Raw genomic sequence first — 22120 nt, 5'->3', positions numbered from 1 at the left:
AAAACCAACTCTTAAAGTACTTCAGGAGCCAGTGATACGATTTTCATAAACTGTTTTTCTCTAAGCTCTCTGGCAACAGGTCCGAAAATCCTTGTACCTCTTGGCTCGTTCTGGTTGTTCAAAAGAACTACCGCGTTTTCCTCGAATCTGATATAAGAACCATCCTTTCTACGGATTTCTTTTTTAGTTCTTACAACAACAGCCTTGGAAACTGTTCCTTTTTTCATATTGGAAGAAGATACAGCGTGCTTTACAGTAACGACTACCTTGTCTCCAATACTGGCGTATCTTTTGCGTGTTCCGCCTAACACTCGTATAACTAAAACCTCTTTAGCACCACTATTGTCGGCTACATTGGCTCTTGATTCTTGCTGTAACATCTTTTTTAGTTATTAACTATTGTTTATAAATCAATTGAATTACTTGGCTTTCTCTAGGATCTCAACCAATCTCCAATTTTTGTTTTTGCTCAAAGGTCTTGTTTCCATGATCTTTACAGTATCACCGATACCGGCCTCACCATTTTCATCATGAAACATGAATTTTTTGGTTTTGAGCATGAACTTACCATATTTCGGGTGTTTCACCTTACGGACAACCTGGATAACTCCTGATTTGTCCATTTTGTTACTGGTGACTACCCCAACTCTTTCTTTTCTTACTTGTCTTTCTTCCATCTTGAGTAAAGATTAATGGCTGTTGTTAGCAGACCATGTAAAATTTAGGTAAAATTAATTTAGTTACTTACTACTCAATTGGGTTAGTAAGCGGGCGATAGATTTCCGGGATTCAGTAATTCTTTTAGGATTTTCTATCGGCGTAATTGCATGAGCAAATTTTAATTTTACCAATCTATCCTTTTCCTCAGATATCTGTTGCTGTAATTGTTCAACGGTTAAACCGCTAATGTCATTTTTTTTCATCTTCTTGTCAGTTCAAAGTCCATTAAAGGAATTATGCTTCAAAATCCCTACGTACTACAAATTTTGTCTTTACAGGTAACTTTTGAGCCGCTAATCTTAAAGCTTCTTTGGCTACTTCTAAAGATACTCCGGTTGCTTCAAATAATATGGTTCCCGGATAAATGTTAGCTACCCAGTATTCAGGAGCTCCTTTACCTTTACCCATACGTACTTCCTGAGGTTTCTTAGTGATAGGATTGTCCGGGAAAATACGGATCCAAACCTGTCCTTCACGTTTCATAGCACGCGTAACACCAATACGTGCTGCCTCAATTTGTCTTGCGGTGATTCTACCCGGTTCAAGAGATTTAATGGCAAAAGAACCAAATGCAATCTCATGACCTCTTGTAGCCACACCCTTTATCCTGCCTTTCTGTTGTTTACGAAATTTCGTTCTTCTCGGTTGTAACATAACTTAAATATTTTTAGGCTTTTGACCAATTATCAATTTCTTCTAGGGCCGTTATTCTTATTGTTATTATTCCTTCTCTTTTTACCGCCTCTGTCTTTATCGTCCTGACCGCCTCTGCTATTGTTATAGTTATTCGAGCCGCTGGCGTTCTTTTTGTTGTCATTGGTTTCAGTTGCTAAAGAAGCTACTGAAGTAAGATCTCTTTTACCAAAAACTTCGCCTTTGAATACCCAAACTTTAATTCCAATCAGACCGTAAACAGTCAACGCTTCAGAAACTGCATAATCGATATCAGCCCTAAGTGTATGAAGAGGAATACGTCCTTCCTTGTACATTTCAGTACGGGCCATTTCAGCTCCACCCAAACGTCCGGAAAGTTTAATTTTGATTCCCTGAGCACCTACTCTTACCGCAGCCTGAATAGCTTGTTTCATAGCCCTACGGTATGAAATTCTGGCTTTCAATTGCTGAGCAACTGCTTCTCCAACTAATTTAGCATCAATTTCAGGTCTTTTGATTTCAAAAATGTTGATTTGAACATCTTTACCTGTCAATTTTTTAAGCTCTTCTCTTAACTTATCAACCTCACTACCAGCTTTACCGATAACGACACCTGGTCTCGCTGTATGAATTGTAAGGGTGATTCTCTTCAAGGTTCTTTCAATGACTACTCTTGAGATTGAACCTTTAGGAATACGAGCAGAAATATATTTTCTTATCTTTTCGTCTTCAACAAGTTTCTCGGCAAAGTTTTTACCACCGTACCAATTAGATTCCCAACCTCTGATATAACCGAGTCTAAAACCTACAGGATTGACTTTTTGTCCCATGTTTTTTTATAATAATATATCCTTTAAATTAATATAGATCAAAAGTACTTAGGCACTAACCGGAGTACTTACGTTATCAACTACTATTGTTACGTGATGAGAACGTTTTCTAACGCGGTAAGCCCTTCCCTGAGGTGCAGGTCTAAGTCTTTTCAGCATTCTGCCACCATCAATCATGATAGTTTTTACATATAAATCAGCATCTTCGATTTTAAGATCCTCATTTTTATTCTGCCAGTTTGCAATCGCAGACAATAACACCTTTTTAATAACCGGTGCTGCCGCCTGTGGCTGATAAGTTAAGATACCGAGAGCCTGACTTACTTTTTTTCCTCTGATTAAGTCCGCAACCAATCTCACTTTACGTGGTGAGGTCGGGAAATCATTTAATTTTGCTACTGCTTCCATTTTATTACTTATTTCAAAGAGTAATACCCTCTAAGATTATCTTTTACCTTTATCTTTTTTATTAACGTGGCCTCTGAAGTTTCTGGTAGGTGCAAACTCACCTAACTTGTGACCAACCATATTATCAGTTACATAAACCGGAATAAACTTATTTCCGTTGTGTACTGCAAAAGTGTGTCCAATAAAATCAGGTATTATCATTGACCTACGTGACCAGGTTTTGATGACAGATTTTTTACCTGAATCATTCATTGTATCGACCTTTTTTTCAAGACGAAAATCTACGTAAGGTCCTTTTTTTAGCGAACGAGCCATTTATTGAATATTATTTAGTTCTACGTGAAACAATTAGACGATTAGAATACTTATTTTTAGATCTGGTTTTCTTGCCTTTAGCGATCAAACCTTTTCTAGAACGTGGGTGACCTCCTGAGGCACGACCTTCACCACCACCCATCGGGTGATCAACCGGGTTCATCGCCACACCTCTTACTCTTGGTGTACGACCCAACCATCTGTTACGGCCGGCTTTACCTAGTCTTACGTTCATGTGATCCGGGTTTGAAACCGATCCCACAGTCGCAACGCAAACACCCAATACCATTCTCATTTCACCAGAAGGCATTTTAAGGGTGACAAACTTTCCGTCTTTCGCCAGCAACTGAGCATAAGTACCCGCACTTCTGGCTAATTGTGCACCTTTACCAGGGGTTAGTTCAATGTTGTGAACAATAGTACCCAGTGGCATATTCTTTAAAGGAAGTGAATTACCTACTTCAGGGGCGATGTCAAGACCTGCAATGATGCTTTGTCCGACCTGAAGACCCTGAGGAGCGATGATATATCTTTTTTCACCATCTGTATATTGAACCAATGCAATTCTTGATGTACGGTTCGGATCGTATTCGATAGTCAATACTTCAGCAGCGATGTCAAGTTTATCTCTTCTGAAATCTATGATACGGTATTTTCTTTTGTGGCCACCACCAATATATCTGGCAGTACGGTGACCTTCATTATTTCTACCACCGGTTTTTTTGATCGCTTCTGTCAGGCTTTTCTCTGGCTTTGAGGCAGTGATGTCTGAAAAGTTAGGAGCAATTCTATGTCTTTGACCCGGAGTAGTTGGTTTTAACTTCTTAATCGCCATTTTTTTAAAATTTGCAGCCCTCTGAGTGGCTATACTTTAACTTAATTTTTTAAGTATTAATTAAATTTCTGCGTAAAAATCTATCAATTCGCCTTCTTTAAGGGTCACGATAGCCTTTTTAAACGTTGAGGTACGACCTGAAGAAACTTTAGTTTTTGTCATTCTTGATTTCTTCTTACCGAACTGAGTGATAGTAGCTACTTCAGCAACAGTTACGCCGTACATATTCTCGACTGCCTTAGCAATCTGAATTTTATTTGCATTCAGATTAACCTCGAAGGTATATTTACCTTTGGTGTTCAAACCTTGAGATTTTTCAGAAATTATTGGTCTTTTTAAAACGCTCATGTCTTTAATTTTTGAATTTTTCTTAATCCTTCAAATTGGTTTCAATAAAACTTAAAGCACTTTCTGAAATCAGAATTGTTTCGGCGTTAACCAAATCGTAAGAGTTCACAAGGCCTTTTTCTGAAACTTTAGTCTTAGGTATGTTTCTGCTTGAAAGGAACAAGTTGTTTTCGTTGCCGTCTACGATAAAAATGGTCTTTTTACCGGTAAGATTAAGGGCATTCAAAAACGCCAAGTATTGTTTTGTTTTCGGAGCATCGAAAGCGAAGTCTTCGATCACCAGGATTTTGTTCTCAGTTGCTCTGGCAGAAAGGATTGATTTTCTGGCAAGGCTCTTAACTTTTTTGTTAAGTTTGAAATCGTAGTTTCTCGGACGAGGACCGAATACTCTACCACCACCCACAAAAATAGGGGCTTTGGTTGAACCGTGTCTTGCTCCTCCTGAACCTTTCTGACGCAAGATTTTCTTGGTCGAACGACGGATCTCTGCTCTTTCTTTTGATTTCGCAGTTCCTTGTCTCTGATTAGCCAGGTAGTGTTTCACATCCAGCCAAACTACGTGTTGGTTAGGCTCAATTCCGAAAACCTCCGGATCAAGGGATACTTGTTTCCCTGTTTCTTTGCCTTCTTTGTTTAAAACTTTTACTTCCATTGTTTTTACCCCTTTTTTCGGTGTCGTCGGGTCTCGACCTTAGATTATTTATGTAATGTAACCAGTGAGTTTTTAGGTCCCGGAACTGATCCTGAAACCACGATAAGATTCTTATCGGCAATCACTTTTAAAACTTTAAGGTTTTGAATTGTAGCCTGAGTATTACCCATTCTACCACCCATTTTAATACCTTTGAATACACGTGCAGGATATGAACAGGCACCGATTGAACCCGGGTGACGGGCACGGTTGTGCTGACCGTGGGTAGTTTCACCCACACCGGCAAATCCATGTCTCTTTACAACACCCTGAAAACCTCTACCTTTCGTTTTACCAGAAATATCAAGGAATTCACCTTCTTCGAAAACATCTTCAACTCTGATGGTTTCGCCTAAGCTGAACTCTTTTTCAAACTCCTTAAACTCTGCTAATTTTCTTTTAGGCGTAGTGTTTGCCTTTTTGAAGTGGCCTTGTAGGGCTTTCGTGGTTCTTTTCTCTTTTTTCTCGCCAAATCCTAACTGAATAGCTGTATAGCCATCATTTTCCAATGTACGGATTTGAGTTACCACACATGGACCTGCTTCGATAAGAGTGCAAGGTACCGCCTCACCGTTAGTAAAAACGGTGGTCATTCCAATTTTCTTTCCAATAATTCCAGACATTGTCTTGTTTTTTTTATCGCTTAAAAAATAACCGCATTTGAATCGGGGTGCAAAATTCTGAATTTCAACCCATAAATCCAAATATGGCCTTAACTTTTTCTAAATCAGAGGTTGGCGAACCAACGTGAACATTGCATTACAAACCCATTAGGTAAGGCAAAAAATTGCAGGAATATGCCTTGTTTCCTTGTAATGATTCCAAAAAAATGCGAATCGGAGACTGTCTAAAAAATTCAAACTCACAGTCGAAATTAGTACGGTTTCGTGAAGAAATACGACTTCGTCTAATTTATGATAGGGAGATTACTCCGTCGAATCGAGGTGCAAATGTACAGGATTATTTTTATAAAAAAAATTTATCCTGTTTATTTTTCGAAAAAATATCTAAAAATCAGACATTTATGATTTATTTTCAGACATCTCATCAGGTTTTTCGTACTATGATCCTTAAATCATAAAACAAAAGAAAAAAACAGCCAATATAATCAGCTGTTTTTAAACCTATCATTTATTCAACCACTCTTTAAAAACTTATCAGTCTAAAGAGATATCTTATATCTTATTCAAAAGTTCTGCAACAAAAATAGTATGTTTGCAGAATATTATGCAAAATTATATTTTTTTTGATTCAGTTCATATTATCGAAGTGAAAAAATTATTTTTGCAAAAAACATTATTGATTTATATATGATTATTTCTCCAAAAGAGTCTGGTTTTTATTTTCCCCCTGAATGGCACCCGCACAGAGCAACGTGGCTCAGCTTCCCCAGGAACACTGATACCTGGGAAGACCGTTTCGAAAAGATTTATCCTTCTTACCTTGAATTTATAAAAGTATTGTCGCGTCATGAAGAGGTTTGTATCAATGCCCATGACGATGTTCTGACGACCAAAATAAGGGGCCTTTTTGAACAATATGACGTCAGTCAAGACAACATCAGGCTTTACCAGCATAAAACAAACGACTCCTGGTGCAGGGATCACGGCCCCGCTTTTCTGATCAATAAAAATAATCAGGACAAAATGATCGTTAATTGGGAATACAACGCATGGGGCGGGAAATATCCTCCTTTTGACGATGACAACAACATACCGGTGAAAATAGCTGAAGCCCTGGGGCTTCCTTATGTAACTCCGGGCATTGTTATGGAGGGTGGTTCGGTGGAATTTAACGGTAAAGGTACGGTGATGACGAGTAAGTCATGCCTGCTGAACAAAAACAGGAACCCGCATCTGAGCCAGAAGGAAATCGAGCAATACCTGCATGATTACTATGGCATGGACCAGGTTTTATGGGTGACAGACGGAATAGTGGGTGATGATACGGACGGACATATTGACGATACAATCAGGTTTGTTAACGAGGATACGGTTATTTCAGTAATAGAAAACAACAAAAGCGACGATAACTTTATCCCTTTAAAGGAAAATCTGGAGGATCTTAAAAAGATGAGATTGCTTAATGGTAAGCAACTTAATATTATTGAACTTCCGATGCCTGATCCTGTCATTGACAACGGAGTCCGTTTACCGGCATCATACGCTAATTTCTACATCGCCAACTCGGTCGTTATTGTTCCAACCTATCGTTGTAAACAGGATGAAACGGCCTTATCGATTATCCAGGACAGTTTCAAAGACAGACAGGTCATAGGTATTGATTCGACCGACATCATCTGGGGGCTCGGAAGTTTCCACTGTTTATCGCAGCAGGAACCTTTGCCCTCAAAAATTTAATTTTTGTTAAAATTTTCTTAAAAAATAACTTATTTTGTATTCTTGCCCTCTTGGTCATGACTACAAAGTCTTATTATGAAATTTACTAAAATTTACGTCCCTATATTTATCGTCTCTTTTTTATTTGGTTGTGCAACAAAATCTCCTCAGATAGTCGAATCAAAAAAGAGCCTGGCACCGGTGGGTCAGGTAGCTGAAGAAAAGATCGTCCTGACCGTCGGTGATATGAAACTGAGCGAAAAGGAAATTGAGTCGGACCTGAAGAATATACCCGAAATAGATTCTGCTGCTTTCGACGATCTTCTTACACAGATCATCAATACCAAGCTTCTCGTGCTTGAAGCCAGAAAAACCGGAGTGGATAAAGAAAAGGACCTCGTTGAAGAACTTGACACCTATAATTCGATCCTGTCGAAGGCTTATCTGACAGACAGTGCCTCACTTGTGAAGATCATGCAGTCGACCTACAGCAATTACCAGAAAGAGATCAACGCTTCTCATATATTTATCCCGGTATCTAAATACGCTTCTCCTGATGACACATTAAAGATCTACAATGATCTTGTTTCCCTGAGATCGACGATCTTAAAGGAAAACAACTTTGAGGAGATGGTCGCGAAAGTATCCAAAGATCCGAAAACCAGCCAGAACGGCGGCAAGATGGGATGGTTTTCTACCTATCAGCTGATCTACCCCCTTGAGATGGCCGCTTACACCACGCCTAAGGGCTCTGTATCAATGCCGGTCAGGACGGCCTCAGGATATCATCTTGTGAAGGTAAACGACACCAGGAAAAATTCCGGAAGGGTTAAAGTCCAGCACATCTTCAAATACATCAATCCTGCCCATATTGCCCGTGATTCGGTCATGGCGAAAAATCTCATGGACTCGTTACACAAAGAACTGGTCAATGGGGCCGATTTTAATGAACTGTGTGTAAAATACTCAGACGACCAGACTTCAAAAAGTACCTATGGTGAACTTCCGGTTTTCGGTATCGGCACCCGTGAAGAGGAAGCTTTTGAAGAAGCAGCCTTCAGCCTTAAGGAAGGAGCGATCTCCGCCCCTATCCGGTCATCAAGTGGCTTTCACATCATCAAGCTGATCAGTAAACTGCCTCCCGAATCAAAGGAAGAGTTTTTTGAAAGAACAAAATACAAGTTGACCACAGATTCAAGGGGTGAAATCCTGACGAAAAGTGCGGTTGGTAAACTAAAGCAAAGTTACGGATACACACTGAACGAAGAGGTACTCAACAAATGCCTTCAGACCGCCAATAAAGACCTGCTGACCAAAAAATGGAAATATACAGGAACAGATCTAACGGACCTGGGTCTTTTCAGGATCGAAGACAAGACCATTACGGTCAAGGAGTTTTTCAACTATGTCATGGACAGGCAGCTTTACGAGCACATCAATACCAATTTTACGCCGGTGATGGTGATGAAGCAATTCTTTGATACTTTCGAACAAAAGGTCATTCTTGATTACGGCGAACAGAAAATAAAGACTTCGAACCCGGAACTGAAAGGCCTGATGAAAAATCATGAAGAAGAATTGCTTGCTTCAAGAATTCTGAATGACCGCATTTATGAAAAGTCTGTGGCTGACACCCTTGGCCAGCGTAAATATTATAATGAACACAGAGCCCTTTTCAATTTCCCGGAACGTGCCGCTGTAGAAACCTTCACATTTGCAGACAGTGCCAATTACCTCAGTTTCCAGAGCTACCGTCAAAAGGAAAAGCCTTATCAGCTGATGAGGGGTATACAACCGATCTATTATACCAAAAATATTTCTGATCTGAGCCTGGAAGACCAGAGGAAGCTCATGGGGCTGATCCTTATCATGGAAAAGAACCCGGACTATATTGTGGAAGTAGGCGGACACGCCGACAACAACGAAAGCACGGAAGTTTCTGCGGCAAGGATCCAGAAGGTGGTGGCCTACCTGGTCTCAAACAAACTGTCGATTACCAGGATCCGGGAATTCGATTATCAGAAAAGCAAACAGGCAGACCGGTTTGACTGGAGCAAAAATCAGAGGGTGAGTTTCCAGTTTTTCAGTAACAAAGAAAAAGACCTGATCAAGATCTTTAATGAGAGAACACCGAATGCTATTGAAAACCGTCAGGAGGTGATTGTTAAAGATGACCTGGTCAAATTTCCGTGGATACAGTGGAAAGAAGGAACTTATTCTGTGAAGAAAGCCAACAAAATCATTGAAACGCACGTAGTAAGGATTGTACCGAAGCTTCCGAAAACACTGAGAGAGGCAAGAGTAGAGGTAATTAACGGTTATCAAAAACAGCTGGAAAAACAACTTTTCGCCGATCTGGCCGTTAAATATCCGATTAATCTGAAAAAAGAGGATATTCTTAAAATTTATAAAGACATTAAATCAAATAATTAACCAAATATTGCCATTTTTGCGAATTATATATAAAATCATGCTTAAAAAATTAGTTCTATTACTTTTTGTTCCCTTACTGGGATGGTCTCAGGATACACTTAATGTAGACAAGATTGTCGCCAAGATAGATAACTACTATATTCTCAGGTCGGAAGTGGAGTCTTTGATCGTCAGATCCAAACAACAACAGGAGCAGTCAAAACCTATTAATAAATGTCAGGCTCTTGAATCCCTTGCGGTTCAGAAACTCCTTGTCGCCAAAGCAGAAATTGACTCGGTGATTGTAGAACCGGATGTGATCGACAATCAGCTGACCGCCAGGATGCAGGAGATGGTCAGAATTTACGGAAGCGAGAAAAATATTGTTGAGCAGTTCAACAAGTCACTTGAAACCTTGAAATCTGAAGTGAGACAATCTGTGAAAGAGCAGATGACTGCTCAGAAAATGCAGCAGACCATTACTGAAAAGATAAAAATCACTCCTGAAGAGGTCAGGAAGTTTTTCAATAAAATCCCGAAAGACAGTATTCCGCTTTTCCCGAGCGAAGTCATGCTGGCCCAGATCGTAAAGCTGGCCAAAGTCACCAAAGCCCAGAAAGATGAGCTGATTGAGAGGCTGAATGATTATAAAAAGCGTGTTGAGCTGGGTGAGAAATTCGAAACACTGGCGAAGGAATTTTCGGAAGATCAGGGTTCAAAACAATTCGGCGGCGACCTGGGCTGGGCCAAGAGAGGCCAGATGGTTCCGGAGTTTGAAGCTGCCGCGATGAAAATGGAGCCTAACCAGATCTCTGATGTGATTGAATCTGAATTCGGATATCACCTGATCCAGACCCTGGAAATCCGTGGACAGGAATATCACGCCAGACACATCCTGTTAAGACCGGATTACAACCGTCTTGACCTGACTGAGCCTAAGAAATTCCTGGACAGCCTGAGACTTGAGATCCAGAAAGACAGCATCAAGTTTGAAAAAGCTGCAAAATTATATTCAGAAGATAAAAGTACACAAGATACAGGTGGTCTGCTTACTGATCCGGAAAGCGGTACTTCAAAACTTCCTTTGGATGTTTCAATGGAACCCAACCTTTATTTTACAGTGGATACCATGAAAGTTGGCATGATAACTGCCCCACTTTCCTACAGGTCTCCGGATGGAAAAACAGGTATGAGAATCATCGTCCTTAAAAAGAAATTTGAACCCCACCGGGCTAATCTCACCGATGATTTTGAAAAGATCAAATCATATGCTTTGAATGAAAAACATGGGGTTTCGATTGATAAATGGTTCAGAGAAGCCGTTGCTGAAGTATATATCAAAATTGATCCGGAGTATGCAGTGTGCAAATTATTTGAACAATAAAATTTGATTGAAGTGGCGAACAAAAGTTTTACCTCAGATGTGGAAGCAGCAGATGCTCTAAAAAAATCTTACGAAGAATTAAAAAGTGAAATAGGAAAGGTAATTGTTGGCCAGGATGAAACAGTAAGGCTGTTATTGACCGCTATTTTTTGTCAGGGCCACTGCCTGCTGGTAGGTGTGCCGGGGTTGGCAAAAACACTTCTGGTACAAACCATCGCCTCTGCTCTTGACCTTGATTTCAACAGGATCCAGTTTACCCCCGATTTAATGCCCTCTGACATTGTCGGATCAGAAACGCTGGACAATGAAAGAAACTTTAAGTTTGTAAAAGGGCCTGTGTTTGCCAATATTATCCTCGCGGATGAGATTAACAGGACGCCTCCTAAAACCCAGTCAGCCCTGCTGGAAGCCATGCAGGAATATGCTGTGACGGTAGCCGGACAAAAGCATTCTTTGTCAAAGCCGTTCTTTGTACTGGCCACTCAGAACCCGATCGAGCAGGAAGGAACTTATCCCCTGCCGGAAGCCCAGCTTGACCGTTTTATGTTTATGGTGAGTTTAGGTTATCCGAGTTACAAACAAGAGCTTGAGATTGTCAAAAACACGACCAGCAATATTAAGACACAGGTGAATAAGGTGCTGGGGGCTGATGAGATACTGGCGTTTCAGCAACTGATCAGAAAAGTGCCGGTGGCTGACAATGTGATAGAATATGCCGTAACGCTTGTTCACAAAACCCGTCCTGAAACCGAAGGGGCAGCACCAGAAAGCAATGAGTTTTTAGAATGGGGAGCAGGCCCTAGGGCCTCTCAGAACCTTATTCTCGCAGCCAAATGCAACGCCATCCTGACCGGTAAATACTCTCCGGATATTGAAGATGTAAAAGCTGTGGCCTTCCCTATCCTGAGACACAGGATTGTCAGGAATTTCAAAGCAGAAGCAGAAGGCGTGAGTGTTGAGAATATCATCAGGAAGTTATTGTAAACAATCAGTTTTTCATAAAGAAATTAAAGAAGGTGATCAGCAATGTTCACCTTCTTTGTTTTTGGTCCTTTGCAACTTAAACCACAAAACCAGAATCTTATGTAAAACGGAGTATAAAGAACCCAGTTATTTTAACCAACCTTGATTATGAAAAACCTCTTTACCTCAATCCTTTTGATTGCTGTTCTTGCCTCGTGTACTAAAAAAGAAGACGTAAATCTGAACATTTGCGGGGCTGCAAATCCTGTTCAGGAACTACCCTGGCTTGCTGAATTTACCACGAAAATGCAGAACGGCGATTTAGGTGATTGCCGACGATGTATCATGTATGCAGAAAAGTATCAAAACAGGGATGTATTGGTGGTGCTCAATTTCCCGGATAACTGTGTCCTATGCGAAGTAAGGGAATGTAACGGGACTTATTCCAAATTTGAGAACATCGAAGAACTCAATCAGTTCATGAACCAGATGAAAAAAGAAAGGCTCGTATGGAAATACAAGCCTTAAGTGAATTATTTAAACAGTGATTCCTCTTTTCATTAATAAATAGGCCTCCATGTCTCTTAAAGACAGGGCATTGAAGGTTTTCTGCCAGGTTAGGCCGCCTTTTCTGGCTACAGCTACTCCATAGTTCATATCGTAGAACCCGGCAGTTTCGTGGGCATCCGGGTTGATGCTGAGCATGACTTCTTTCTCAAGGCAATAGCTGATCCACCTCCAGTCCAGGTCAAGTCTGTAAGGGCTGGCGTTGATCTCCATCACTACCTGGTTGGCCGCACAGGCATCAATGATCTTTTTGAAATGAAGCGGATAACCACTTCTTGACAACAGCAACCTTCCGGTGGGGTGCCCCAATATGGTGGTGTAAGGGTTCTCAATAGCTTTGATAAGCCTGGCGGTTGCCTTTTCAATATCCATACCGAGCACTGCGTGCACCGACGCCACCACATAGTCGAAAGTAGCGAGGATTTCCGGTTCATAATCCAGGTCACCATTGATCAGGATATCCGACTCAATGCCTTTCAATATCTTAAAAGGGGCCAGTCCTGCATTCAGTTTGTCAATTTCTTCCTGCTGTTTTACCACATCCCCGGCTGTCAGGCCCTGGGCATAAGTGGCAGTCTGGCTATGGTCAGCTATCCCGAAATATTCAAGCCCCAGGGAACGGCAAAATTCGGCCATTTCCCTCAGTGTATGCCTGCCGTCAGAATAAGTGGAGTGATTGTGTAAAGAGCCTTTCAGGTGACTCCACGTAATGAGGTCTTCATTTTTATTGTTGGCTGCCCATTCAAATTCGCCGTTCCCTTCCCTCATTTCGGGAACGATATACGGCATACCGAAAGTACTGTAAGCTTGCTCTTCGGATTCAAAAACACCGGATTGAAGATGCTTCAACAGGAACTGTCCTTCGGCATTGGTCAGCTGCAGGTGCTTTTCAGAAGCGTTGAAGAGGATGCTTTTACTGACCAGTTCAGCATTTTTAACGGTCAGTATTTCGATCTTCACTTTATTTTCCGCATAATTACCACGCCAGACACCGGGCGAGGATATCTTGAAATTCTGGACGAAGGTATCCTTAGGGAGGCTCAGGATAACTCTCTGGTCTGATGGAATCATGAACTGCAGGCAATCAACCGTTTCACAGTTCCTTTTTACCTGCCCTACTTCAATGGCTTGCGGAAACAGCTTCTGTATTTCCGAAAGAATCTCCCGGCTGAGGTAGGCCGCTTTATCCATCCTGAGCTTACCTTCCTGCGACTGCAGAAAAACCAGGGCTTCAAGGATACTTTGCTGGGTCTTTTCTCCAAACCCTTTTATTCCTGCTATTTTACCGTTGGTACAGGCTATTTTCAATTCATTAAGATTATCAATGCCCAGCTCCGTCCAGAGCACTTTGATCTTCTTAACGCCGAGTCCTTTCACCTTGAACATCTCAAAAACGCCCGGAGGGGTCTGGGCAATGAGGTTTTCCAGCTCAGTTAATTTTCCGGTTCTGACGATTTCAAGGATGTTCGAAGCCATCAGTTTGCCGATTCCACGGATTTTGAGCAACTCCGTCTCAGTCATTTCAGCCAGGTTCTCATCCAGCCGCTCAAGGTTATAAACCGAACCCGCGTATGTTTTGGCCCGGGCCTCATCCTGATCATGAAGTTCCAGTAATTTACCGGCCAACTCAATGATTTCTGCTATATCTACATTATTCATATTTCTTCTTCAATTTCGACAAAATTAAGCGACTCTTTTTAATTTTTAATTGATTTAAGTGGAATTGATATGCGTTTTTTTCATAGATTTGAAAAATAGTAGAAAACCAAGAGAATAACAAACTAAAGAAAACCCTATTTAATAATGCAAAAGAACCCACTTTTTAGAAGAAAGGATGTGTCTCAGACTTTACATGAAATTTCAGAGTCAAACAGTTTAGTCAAAACACTCGGACTTAAAGATCTTGTATCATTTGGAATAGCGGCTATCATCGGTGCGGGTATTTTCAGTACTATCGGCCTGGCCAGTTTTAACGGTGGTCCGGCGGTTTCGCTTCTGTTTGTCTTTGTGGCTATCGCCTGTATTTTCACAGCCCTTTGTTATGCCCAGTTTGCATCCATGGTGCCTGTCAGCGGTAGTGCCTACACCTATGCTTATGTGTCTTTCGGCGAGTTGTTCGCCTGGATCATCGGCTGGGCCTTAATCCTTGAATATGCGGTTTCTAATATGGTAGTGGCCATTTCCTGGTCTGAATATTTTGTTTCCATGCTGGCCGGATTCGGCATTCACTGGCCTGACTGGCTGGCTATTGATCCATTGACCGCCAAATCTGCCTTTGCGGAAGTTCAGAAAGCAACGGCAGCCGGCACCCTGGCTGAGGTACCGCAGCGAACCATTACTGCCGCCAAAGCCTATGAAAGTGCTCCTGATCTGGGTCTTTTTAAGCTGGCATTTGATTTGCCTGCCGGCCTGGTGACCTTGTTCATTACTTCGTTGGTCTATGTAGGTATCAAAGAATCCAAAAGAGCCAGTAATTTTCTGGTGATATTAAAACTTGCGGTTATACTCCTGGTGATCATTGCCGGGGCTTTTTATGTGAAGCCGGAAAACTGGTCGCCTTTTGCACCTAACGGCATCCAGGGGGTTCTGGGAGGTGTGGCAGCGGTGTTCTTTGCTTTCATCGGTTTTGACTCCATCTCTACTACCGCTGAGGAATGTAAAGACCCGCAAAGAGATTTGCCAAGGGCCATGATCATCACCTTGCTTGTATGTACAGTATTATATGTTGCTATAGCGTTAGTATTGACCGGAATGGTTAATTACAAAGAACTGAATGTGGATGATCCTTTGTCTTATGTATTCAGCCTGGTGGGTATGGATTTCATTGCGGGGGTAATTTCGATCAGTGCCGTAGTGGCCATCACGAGTGCCTTGCTGGTTTATCAGCTGGGTCAGCCGAGGATCTGGATGACCATGAGCCGTGACGGCTTGCTGGGAAAAAGGTTCTCCAAAATACACCCGAAATACAAAACACCGTCTTTCAGCACCATCATCACCGGTATCCTGGTAGGTGTGCCGGCCTTGTTTCTTAACCTCGAGTTGTTTGTCGACCTGACCAGTGTGGGTACTTTCTTTGCTTTTATCCTGGTGTGTGCGGGTATCCTGTACCTGGATTATACCGGTGAAAGCCAGAAAGCCAAATTCAAGATCACTTACATCAACGGAAAATACCTGATCGGGATTGTTTTCGTACTGGCCCTCGGTTATACCATTTATGCCGGGCATTTTATGGACCATGTGTATTCAAAACCATTGCTGATGGTATTCTGGGCCGTTTGGCTGGGATTATCCGTCTTTGGCTTCAAATATAACTTTTCCGTGTTGCCTGTTATGGGTATCCTGACCAACCTTTACCTGATGACCGAATTGGGCTGGTCAAACTGGGCGATGTTCCTGGCCTGGCTGGCGATAGGGCTGGTAATCTATTTTGCTTATGGCATTAAAAACTCCAAGCTGGCAAAATCTTAATTTTTTTGATTAAAATAAAATAACCTGGTAATCCTCCGGATCTGATTCCGGGGGATTATTTTTGCATTTTTAAAATATATATGAAAAAGTCCTTACGTTTATTGTGGGAGGCGATCAGGGGAGACGAAGACAGGGATTACACTTCCTTAAGTATCAACAAAGCTCTTTTCCTTTTATCTGTTCCGATGGTCATTGAAATGCTCTTTGAGTCAACCTTTGCGTTGGTGGATGCATTTTTTGTAGCCAAATATGTGGGTATCAACGGCATGGCCACTGTAGGTCTGACCGAGTCTGTACTTACCATTATCTATTCACTGGCCTGGGGGCTGAGTACAGCGGCCACAGCCATTATTTCCAGGAGAATCGGGGAAAAGAACCCGGAAGACGCCTCCAAGACGCTGAACCAGATCATCAATATCTCGCTGATCCTTGGTATAGCCATTGCCATTCCGGGCTATTTCTTCTCGGCGGACATCCTAAGACTGATGGGCGGTTCGGAGGAACTGATCAAGGAAGGGGTGATTTACACCCAGATACAGTTTCTGAGTTCGCCGATCATCATCCTGCTATTCACCCTCGGCGGGGCTTTGAGAGGGGCCGGTAATGCCTCCACGGCCATGAACGCCATGATTGTTGCCAACCTGATCAACATCCTCATTGATACGATCCTGATCCCTTTCCTTCATTTCGGAGTAGAAGGAGCGGCCATAGCCACGCTGATCGGCCGGAGCGTCGGGGTAGGTATACAGATGAATGCGTTTCTTTCCGGTAAGATCAATCTTAAACTGCAGCTTAACAAGCTGGTCTGGGAAGCAAAACTCGTGATGGATATCCTGAGACTTACCGCCGGAGGAGCCGGTCAGTTTATCATACAATCTGCCAGCTGGGTGTTTCTAACCAGGATTCTTTCTGATTTTGGCAGTGAGATCGTGGCAGGTTACACCATCGCGATCAGGATCATTGTCTTTACGATACTGCCCTCCTGGGGACTGGCCAATGCGGCCTCTACACTGGTGGGTCAGAACCTCGGGGCCCAGCAACCTGAACGGGCAGAAAAATCTGCCTGGCGGGCAGGTTTATTCAATATGCTGTTTTTAGGCATTGTGGCCATTTTCTTCTTTATCTATGCTGAAAACCTGGTGATGTATTTCAATGACAATGTTCATGTGGTAAGAACAGCCACCATGTGTCTGAAGATTCTTTGCGGCGGATACATCTTCTTTGGATTCGGGATGGTGATGTCACAGGCCATTAACGGAGCCGGAGATACCCTCACTCCTACCGTGATCAACATCATCTGTTTCTGGATCATGGAAATTCCGCTGGCCTACTATCTGGCTAAAGTTCAGAAATGGAATGAAGACGGTGTGTTCTGGTCCATCGTCATCAGCGAATCATTTCTGGCCTTGCTGGCTATACTATATTTCAGAACCGGTCGTTGGAAAAAGAACATCGTCTAGATCAAATGAATAAATTACTGAGATTATTCCTGATTTTTGCTATCCTGATCCTCAACATCAGTTGTGACCAGGTCTCCAAACACTATGTCAGGAATAATTTCAGTTATCATGATGCCATCCGCCTGGTATCTAACCACGTGACGTTCACCAAGGTAGAAAACACCGGTGCCTTTCTCAGCCTGGGAGCTGACATGAGCAGACCTTTGAAATTTATTTTTCTCGAATTTCTTCCCGTTGCATTTCTGGTCGGAGGTTTGGTCTACATGGTCATGAAAAGGAAGCTCGATCAATTAACCCTCACAGGATTGTGTTTCGTCATCGGCGGCGGTGCCGGAAACCTCTTCGACCGTCTTTACTACGGATCCGTTACGGATTTTATGCACATCGATTTCGTCATTTTTCAAACCGGGGTCTTCAACATGGCCGATGTCTCTATTGTCGTGGGTCTGATGATTCTGCTCGCAAAGGAATACATCTTCAAACCGAAAATGCCTGCTTCCGGTTTTCATTGACTCAGATTCTTTGATCAGAAACAATCGGACTCTGTTTTGAATTTATTTTTTTTAATCATTTGATTAAAAAATTTGTTTAACTCAATTTCGTCTGCTACTTTTGTCCCATTCAAAGTTTAATAAATGGAAAAAAGAGTTGCAATAACCGGGGCTGGAATTGCCGGACTATCGGCTGCCATAGCCTTAAAAAACATCGGGATTGAAGCAGTGGTATTCGAATCTGCTCCTGTACTCAAGCCCCTGGGAGCCGGACTGGCCCTGGCAGCCAATGCCGTAAAAGCCTTCGATTATTTAGGCATCGCCAAAGAGGTAGTCAGAAACGGGAAGGTGCTACCCTCTTTCACTATATATGACCAGCAAGGAAAGGTCATCACCAAAAATGAAAGCCTGCAGCTGAATGAAAAATATGGAACGAGCAATCTGACCATTCACCGGGCGGATCTTCATAAAGTGTTACTTTCCAAATTAGACAAAAGCTCTATTCAGCTCAACAAGAAGGCCGTTGATTATGTCAAAAATGGTGATGAGGTCAGTATCAGATTCCAGGACGGCACTTCATATGAAACCGACTACCTGATTGTGGCAGACGGGATCCATTCCCCACTCCGTAAAAAACTTCTTCCTGATTCCCTGCCGAGATTTGCGGGATATACCTGCTGGAGGGCCATCATTGAAAATGTGGAGCCTGGTGTAGTGGAAGCGTCGGAAACCTGGGGTACAGACGGACGCTTCGGGATTGTACCGTTGGCCAATAATAAAATTTACTGGTTTGCGTGCCTCAACTCTACCCAGGACAACGAGGTTTATAAGAATTACACCATCGAAGATCTGAGGCTACATTTTAAAGATTTCCACGGGTCGATCCCGGCCATTCTTAAAAAGACCAGGAATGAAAACCTGATCTGGAATGATATCATTGACATCAAACCCATTCATCAATATGCCTTTGACAACATCCTGTTTATAGGCGATGCGGCTCATGCCACCACTCCGAATATGGGACAGGGAGCCAGCCAGGCCATTGAAGATGCGGCATTTCTTTTATCGGAAATTAAGAAAACCAGCGACTTCACCGTAGCATTCAAAAGGTTTGAAGAACGAAGACTGGAAAGGACACATTACATTACCAATACTTCCTGGAAAATCGGCCGGGCGGCACAGATTGAGAATAAGGTGCTGGCTGCAATCCGGAATATGGTATTCCGTTTAATTCCTGACGGCCTCAATGAAAGACAATTCAAATTACTTTATAATGTAAGTTTTGACAACTAAATCATGGCGAAAAAAAGAGAAACGGATCTGTCAACTGAAGAAAAAATCATAGAAGCGGCACGTAAGGTGTTTACTCAGAAAGGCTATGCCGCCACACGGACAAGGGACATTGCAGAAGAAGCGGGCATTAACCTTGCATTGCTCAATTACTATTTCAGAAGCAAGGAGAAACTGTTCGAAAAAGTAATGTTTGAGAAAGTGCACAAACTTTTCGGGGCGATAGCACCGGTACTGAATGACGAAAACAGCGACCTGACGGAGAAAATAGAGAAGATAGTTGAAAACTACATCAACATGCTGGTAATGAATCCGGACCTGCCGCTTTTTGTTTTAAGTGAAATCAAAAATAATTCAGAGCAGTTCGGCGATAAGTTCAACATGGGCAAACTGATGCTGGAGTCTGTTTTTGCGAGACAGATACGTAAAAGGAGACCTGACATTTCACCGCTCCATATCATCATGAGTGTCCTGGGGCTCGTCTTATTTCCTTTTATAGGAAGACCCGTGCTGAGGGCCATCGGTGCCGTGGATGAGGCGTCTTTTATGGGACTGATGGAAGAAAGAAAGAAACTTGTGCCTCACTGGGTGGCGGCTATTCTGAATTCGTAATCAAAATTCCGGAGTTGAAACTCCTTTTTTTTGGCAGCTATATTAAACAAATGATTAAAACAATTAATTAACTCAAATGAAAACCAGGTTTAAATATGCGACTTTATGTTGCCTTTTGTTAGCAGGTTTTATGGTGAGGGCACAGAATCTCACCCTGGAAGCCTGCTATGAGCTGGCCCGGCAGCACTATCCCATGACAAAACAAAGAGAGCTGATCAGCAAAAGCAAAGAATTCTCTGTGTTGAATGCTTCGAAAGGTTATCTGCCCCAGATCAGCATCAACGGCCAGGCTACGTACCAGTCGGAGGTAACCAGGGTGCCCATCTCTGTTCCGGGCGTAAACATTCCGACGCCTGGCAAAGACCAATACAAAATCTATGGAGATATCAACCAGACCATTTTTGACGGAGGCATCATCAAACAACAGAAAGAAGCCCTCAACGCCAATGCTGAGATAGAAGAGCAGAAACTGGAAACAGAATTATACAAACTCAGAGAGCGGATCAACCAACTTTATTTTGGTATCCTGATGCTGGACGAACAACTGGTACAGGTTACTTTACTAAAAAAGGACATTGATTCGGGCATCAAAAAAACGCAGGCAGGCATTGACAATGGCGTGATGCTGAAAAGCAGCCTGGACAACCTGAAAGCGGAACTTCTCAGGGCAGACCAAAGGACCATTGAACTGACCGCGACTAAAAATGCCTATCTGGATGTGCTGGGATTATTTATCAACCAAACCCTGGGAGCAGGCACCATGCTGAGTAAACCCGCTGCCATTACCAACGACTTCAGGAACCTGAGTACCATAAACAGACCGGAACTGCTGGTTTATGAAAGCCAGAACAAAAGTCTGGACATTCAGAATAAAATGCTGGACGCCAGGAAAGCCCCCAAAGTCAGTTTGTTTCTTCAAACAGGTTTCGGACGCCCGGCACTCAACATGCTCAGTAATAGTTTCGAGCCTTACTACCTGGGTGGCATCAGGCTGAACTGGGCCTTATCTGCCTTCTATACCCAGAAAAACGATAAAGAGCTGATCAACCTTAACAGGATGGGCATTGCTCTGCAAAAAGAGACTTTTTTGTTCAATAATAATTTCACGGCCAGACAACAGAATTCGGAAGTTACCAAATTCAGGGATTTACTGACCTCTGACCAGGAAATCGTAGACCTGAGAAATAAAATCAAGAATACATCGATGGCACAATTGGAAAACGGGGTCATCAATACAACGGATTACCTCAGGGAAGTCAATGCCGAAGACCAGGCAAGGCAGAATAAGATCCTCCACGAGATCCAGCTGCTGATGGCCCAATACAATTTAAAAACGACAATCGGACAATAACCAATTTCTATATCATGAAAAGAATATATCAATATAAAGGCTTCATCCTTATGGCCTGCTGCGGTCTCGTGATGAGCTCATGTAACAAGAACAAAGTAACTTACGACGCCTCGGGTACTTTTGAGGCGGTTGAAACCATTATCTCTTCAGAATCAGCCGGAACGATCAAAGCCCTGGATGTTGAGGAAGGTCAAAACCTGCAGGCAGGGGCTGTGGTAGGGTATGTAGACAGTACCCAGCTGTTCCTTAAAAAGAAGCAATTACTGGCCCAGATCAAGGCTTTGGGAAGCAGGCTGCCAGATGTGGGTGCACAAACCGATTTTTACAAACAGCAGATCGCGGTTTCCCAAACCCGTCTCAACTACCTGCTGAATGAACAAAAAAGGATACAAAACCTCGTTAAAGCAGATGCGGCCACACCCAAGCAACTCGACGACATCACGGCCCAGATTGACGAATTAAAGAAACAGTTGCTCGTAATCGGAAAACAGGATGCAGCCCAGGTTTCCGCTTTAAAAACCCAGACTTCCGGTTTGAAAAGTGATGTTTTGCCGCTGTACGTACAGGTAGAACAACTGAACGATCAGCTGGCGAAATCGAAGATCATTAATCCGGTAAATGGAACCGTGCTGACCAAATATGCCGAAAGCAACGAAATGGCTGCTCCGGGCAAGGCCCTTTACAAAATTGCAGACTTGTCAACGATTGTTTTAAGAGCCTATATCACCGGCGACCAGTTTACCAAAGTGAAACTGAATCAGAAAGTGAAGGTATTGACAGATGCCGAAGGCGGCACCTACAAAACGCACGAAGGGACGATTGACTGGATCAGCAGCAAAGCGGAATTTACCCCGAAAACGATCCAGACGAAAGACGAAAGGGCTAACCTGGTATATGCCGTCAAAATCAAGGTCAAAAATGACGGACTTTTGAAAATCGGGATGTATGGGGAAGTGGTTCTTTGATCTTCAGAGAAGAAGGG

General features: G+C 42.6%; 24 protein-coding genes. 12 read left to right on the top strand and 12 right to left on the bottom strand.

Annotated elements, in window-relative coordinates; genetic code table 11:
• Window positions 1-11: 11 nt before the first annotated feature.
• From rplN to rplC, 11 genes are all read right to left on the bottom strand, one after another.
• The gene (gene rplN / locus GVN16_RS17010; protein WP_166565133.1) at window positions 12-380 is read right to left on the bottom strand and encodes a 50S ribosomal protein L14; all 369 of its coding nucleotides are present in this window, start codon (window positions 378-380) and stop codon (window positions 12-14) included.
• Window positions 381-419: 39 nt separating this feature from the next.
• Window positions 420-677, bottom strand: a complete 258-nt coding sequence (rpsQ, locus tag GVN16_RS17005; RefSeq protein ID WP_166565132.1) for a 30S ribosomal protein S17 — start codon at window positions 675-677, stop codon at window positions 420-422.
• A gap of 63 nt (window positions 678-740) precedes the next feature.
• Window positions 741-923: a 50S ribosomal protein L29 gene (gene rpmC / locus GVN16_RS17000; protein WP_166565131.1), complete on the bottom strand. Its 183-nt coding sequence runs from the start codon at window positions 921-923 to the stop codon at window positions 741-743.
• Between the two features lie 31 nt (window positions 924-954).
• Window positions 955-1374 carry a 50S ribosomal protein L16 gene (gene rplP, locus GVN16_RS16995; RefSeq protein WP_166565130.1) on the bottom strand — a complete coding sequence of 140 codons (420 nt, stop codon included), beginning with the start codon at window positions 1372-1374 and terminating at the stop codon, window positions 955-957.
• Between the two features lie 32 nt (window positions 1375-1406).
• Window positions 1407-2204, bottom strand: coding sequence for a 30S ribosomal protein S3 (gene rpsC, locus GVN16_RS16990; protein WP_166565129.1), 798 nt, complete (start codon window positions 2202-2204; stop codon window positions 1407-1409).
• Between the two features lie 48 nt (window positions 2205-2252).
• Entirely contained in the window at window positions 2253-2612 is a 360-nt protein-coding gene (gene rplV / locus GVN16_RS16985; protein ID WP_166565128.1) for a 50S ribosomal protein L22, read from the bottom strand.
• A gap of 36 nt (window positions 2613-2648) precedes the next feature.
• Entirely contained in the window at window positions 2649-2927 is a 279-nt protein-coding gene (gene rpsS / locus GVN16_RS16980; protein WP_166565127.1) for a 30S ribosomal protein S19, read from the bottom strand.
• A 10-nt stretch (window positions 2928-2937) separates the two neighbouring features.
• Complete coding sequence (gene rplB, locus GVN16_RS16975) at window positions 2938-3762, bottom strand: 50S ribosomal protein L2 (RefSeq protein ID WP_166565126.1); 825 nt, start codon at window positions 3760-3762, stop codon at window positions 2938-2940.
• Between the two features lie 60 nt (window positions 3763-3822).
• A complete protein-coding gene (gene rplW, locus GVN16_RS16970; RefSeq protein WP_166565125.1) occupies window positions 3823-4110 on the bottom strand; it encodes a 50S ribosomal protein L23 in 288 nt (95 codons plus the stop codon).
• A gap of 22 nt (window positions 4111-4132) precedes the next feature.
• Window positions 4133-4762: a 50S ribosomal protein L4 gene (rplD, locus tag GVN16_RS16965; protein ID WP_166565124.1), complete on the bottom strand. Its 630-nt coding sequence runs from the start codon at window positions 4760-4762 to the stop codon at window positions 4133-4135.
• A 44-nt stretch (window positions 4763-4806) separates the two neighbouring features.
• Window positions 4807-5424, bottom strand: a complete 618-nt coding sequence (gene rplC, locus GVN16_RS16960) for a 50S ribosomal protein L3 (RefSeq protein WP_166565123.1) — start codon at window positions 5422-5424, stop codon at window positions 4807-4809.
• Window positions 5425-6111: 687 nt separating this feature from the next.
• On the opposite strand from rplC, the gene GVN16_RS16955 reads away from it, so the two are divergent.
• The 5 genes from GVN16_RS16955 (at window position 6112) to GVN16_RS16935 (ending at window position 12427) form a co-directional block, all read left to right on the top strand.
• On the top strand, window positions 6112-7161 hold the full coding sequence (locus GVN16_RS16955; protein WP_166565122.1) for an agmatine/peptidylarginine deiminase: 1050 nt from the start codon (window positions 6112-6114) through the stop codon (window positions 7159-7161).
• Window positions 7162-7236: 75 nt separating this feature from the next.
• The gene (locus GVN16_RS16950; protein WP_166565121.1) at window positions 7237-9573 is read left to right on the top strand and encodes a peptidylprolyl isomerase; all 2337 of its coding nucleotides are present in this window, start codon (window positions 7237-7239) and stop codon (window positions 9571-9573) included.
• 37 nt (window positions 9574-9610) lie between these two features.
• Entirely contained in the window at window positions 9611-10936 is a 1326-nt protein-coding gene (locus tag GVN16_RS16945) for a peptidylprolyl isomerase (RefSeq protein WP_166565120.1), read from the top strand.
• A 12-nt stretch (window positions 10937-10948) separates the two neighbouring features.
• Window positions 10949-11920, top strand: coding sequence for a MoxR family ATPase (locus tag GVN16_RS16940; RefSeq protein ID WP_166565119.1), 972 nt, complete (start codon window positions 10949-10951; stop codon window positions 11918-11920).
• A 147-nt stretch (window positions 11921-12067) separates the two neighbouring features.
• Window positions 12068-12427, top strand: coding sequence for a hypothetical protein (locus GVN16_RS16935; RefSeq protein ID WP_166565118.1), 360 nt, complete (start codon window positions 12068-12070; stop codon window positions 12425-12427).
• 9 nt (window positions 12428-12436) lie between these two features.
• Here GVN16_RS16935 and GVN16_RS16930 read toward each other — a convergent pair whose 3' ends face one another.
• Window positions 12437-14125, bottom strand: coding sequence for a DNA polymerase/3'-5' exonuclease PolX (locus GVN16_RS16930; protein WP_166565117.1), 1689 nt, complete (start codon window positions 14123-14125; stop codon window positions 12437-12439).
• A 144-nt stretch (window positions 14126-14269) separates the two neighbouring features.
• Here GVN16_RS16930 and GVN16_RS16925 point away from each other — a divergent pair, with 144 nt between their 5' ends.
• The 7 genes from GVN16_RS16925 to GVN16_RS16895 all read left to right on the top strand — a co-directional run bounded on the left by GVN16_RS16925 (window position 14270) and on the right by GVN16_RS16895 (window position 22103).
• Window positions 14270-15934: an amino acid permease gene (locus GVN16_RS16925; protein ID WP_166565116.1), complete on the top strand. Its 1665-nt coding sequence runs from the start codon at window positions 14270-14272 to the stop codon at window positions 15932-15934.
• Window positions 15935-16014: 80 nt separating this feature from the next.
• Complete coding sequence (locus GVN16_RS16920; protein WP_166565115.1) at window positions 16015-17394, top strand: MATE family efflux transporter; 1380 nt, start codon at window positions 16015-16017, stop codon at window positions 17392-17394.
• A gap of 5 nt (window positions 17395-17399) precedes the next feature.
• Window positions 17400-17906: a signal peptidase II gene (gene lspA / locus GVN16_RS16915; RefSeq protein ID WP_166565114.1), complete on the top strand. Its 507-nt coding sequence runs from the start codon at window positions 17400-17402 to the stop codon at window positions 17904-17906.
• Window positions 17907-18029: 123 nt separating this feature from the next.
• Window positions 18030-19178, top strand: coding sequence for an FAD-dependent monooxygenase (locus tag GVN16_RS16910; protein ID WP_166565113.1), 1149 nt, complete (start codon window positions 18030-18032; stop codon window positions 19176-19178).
• 3 nt (window positions 19179-19181) lie between these two features.
• Entirely contained in the window at window positions 19182-19787 is a 606-nt protein-coding gene (locus GVN16_RS16905; RefSeq protein ID WP_166565112.1) for a TetR/AcrR family transcriptional regulator, read from the top strand.
• Between the two features lie 76 nt (window positions 19788-19863).
• Complete coding sequence (locus GVN16_RS16900; RefSeq protein WP_166565111.1) at window positions 19864-21138, top strand: TolC family protein; 1275 nt, start codon at window positions 19864-19866, stop codon at window positions 21136-21138.
• A 14-nt stretch (window positions 21139-21152) separates the two neighbouring features.
• Window positions 21153-22103, top strand: coding sequence for an HlyD family secretion protein (locus GVN16_RS16895; protein WP_166565110.1), 951 nt, complete (start codon window positions 21153-21155; stop codon window positions 22101-22103).
• The last annotated feature ends 17 nt before the right edge of the window (window positions 22104-22120 follow it).

The organism is Emticicia sp. CRIBPO (assembly GCF_009905725.1).
In the GTDB taxonomy this organism is placed as follows: Bacteria; Bacteroidota; Bacteroidia; order Cytophagales; family Spirosomataceae; genus Leadbetterella.
Note: the sequence above shows the minus strand (reverse complement) of the source record. Positions and strands in the feature narration are given on the sequence as shown.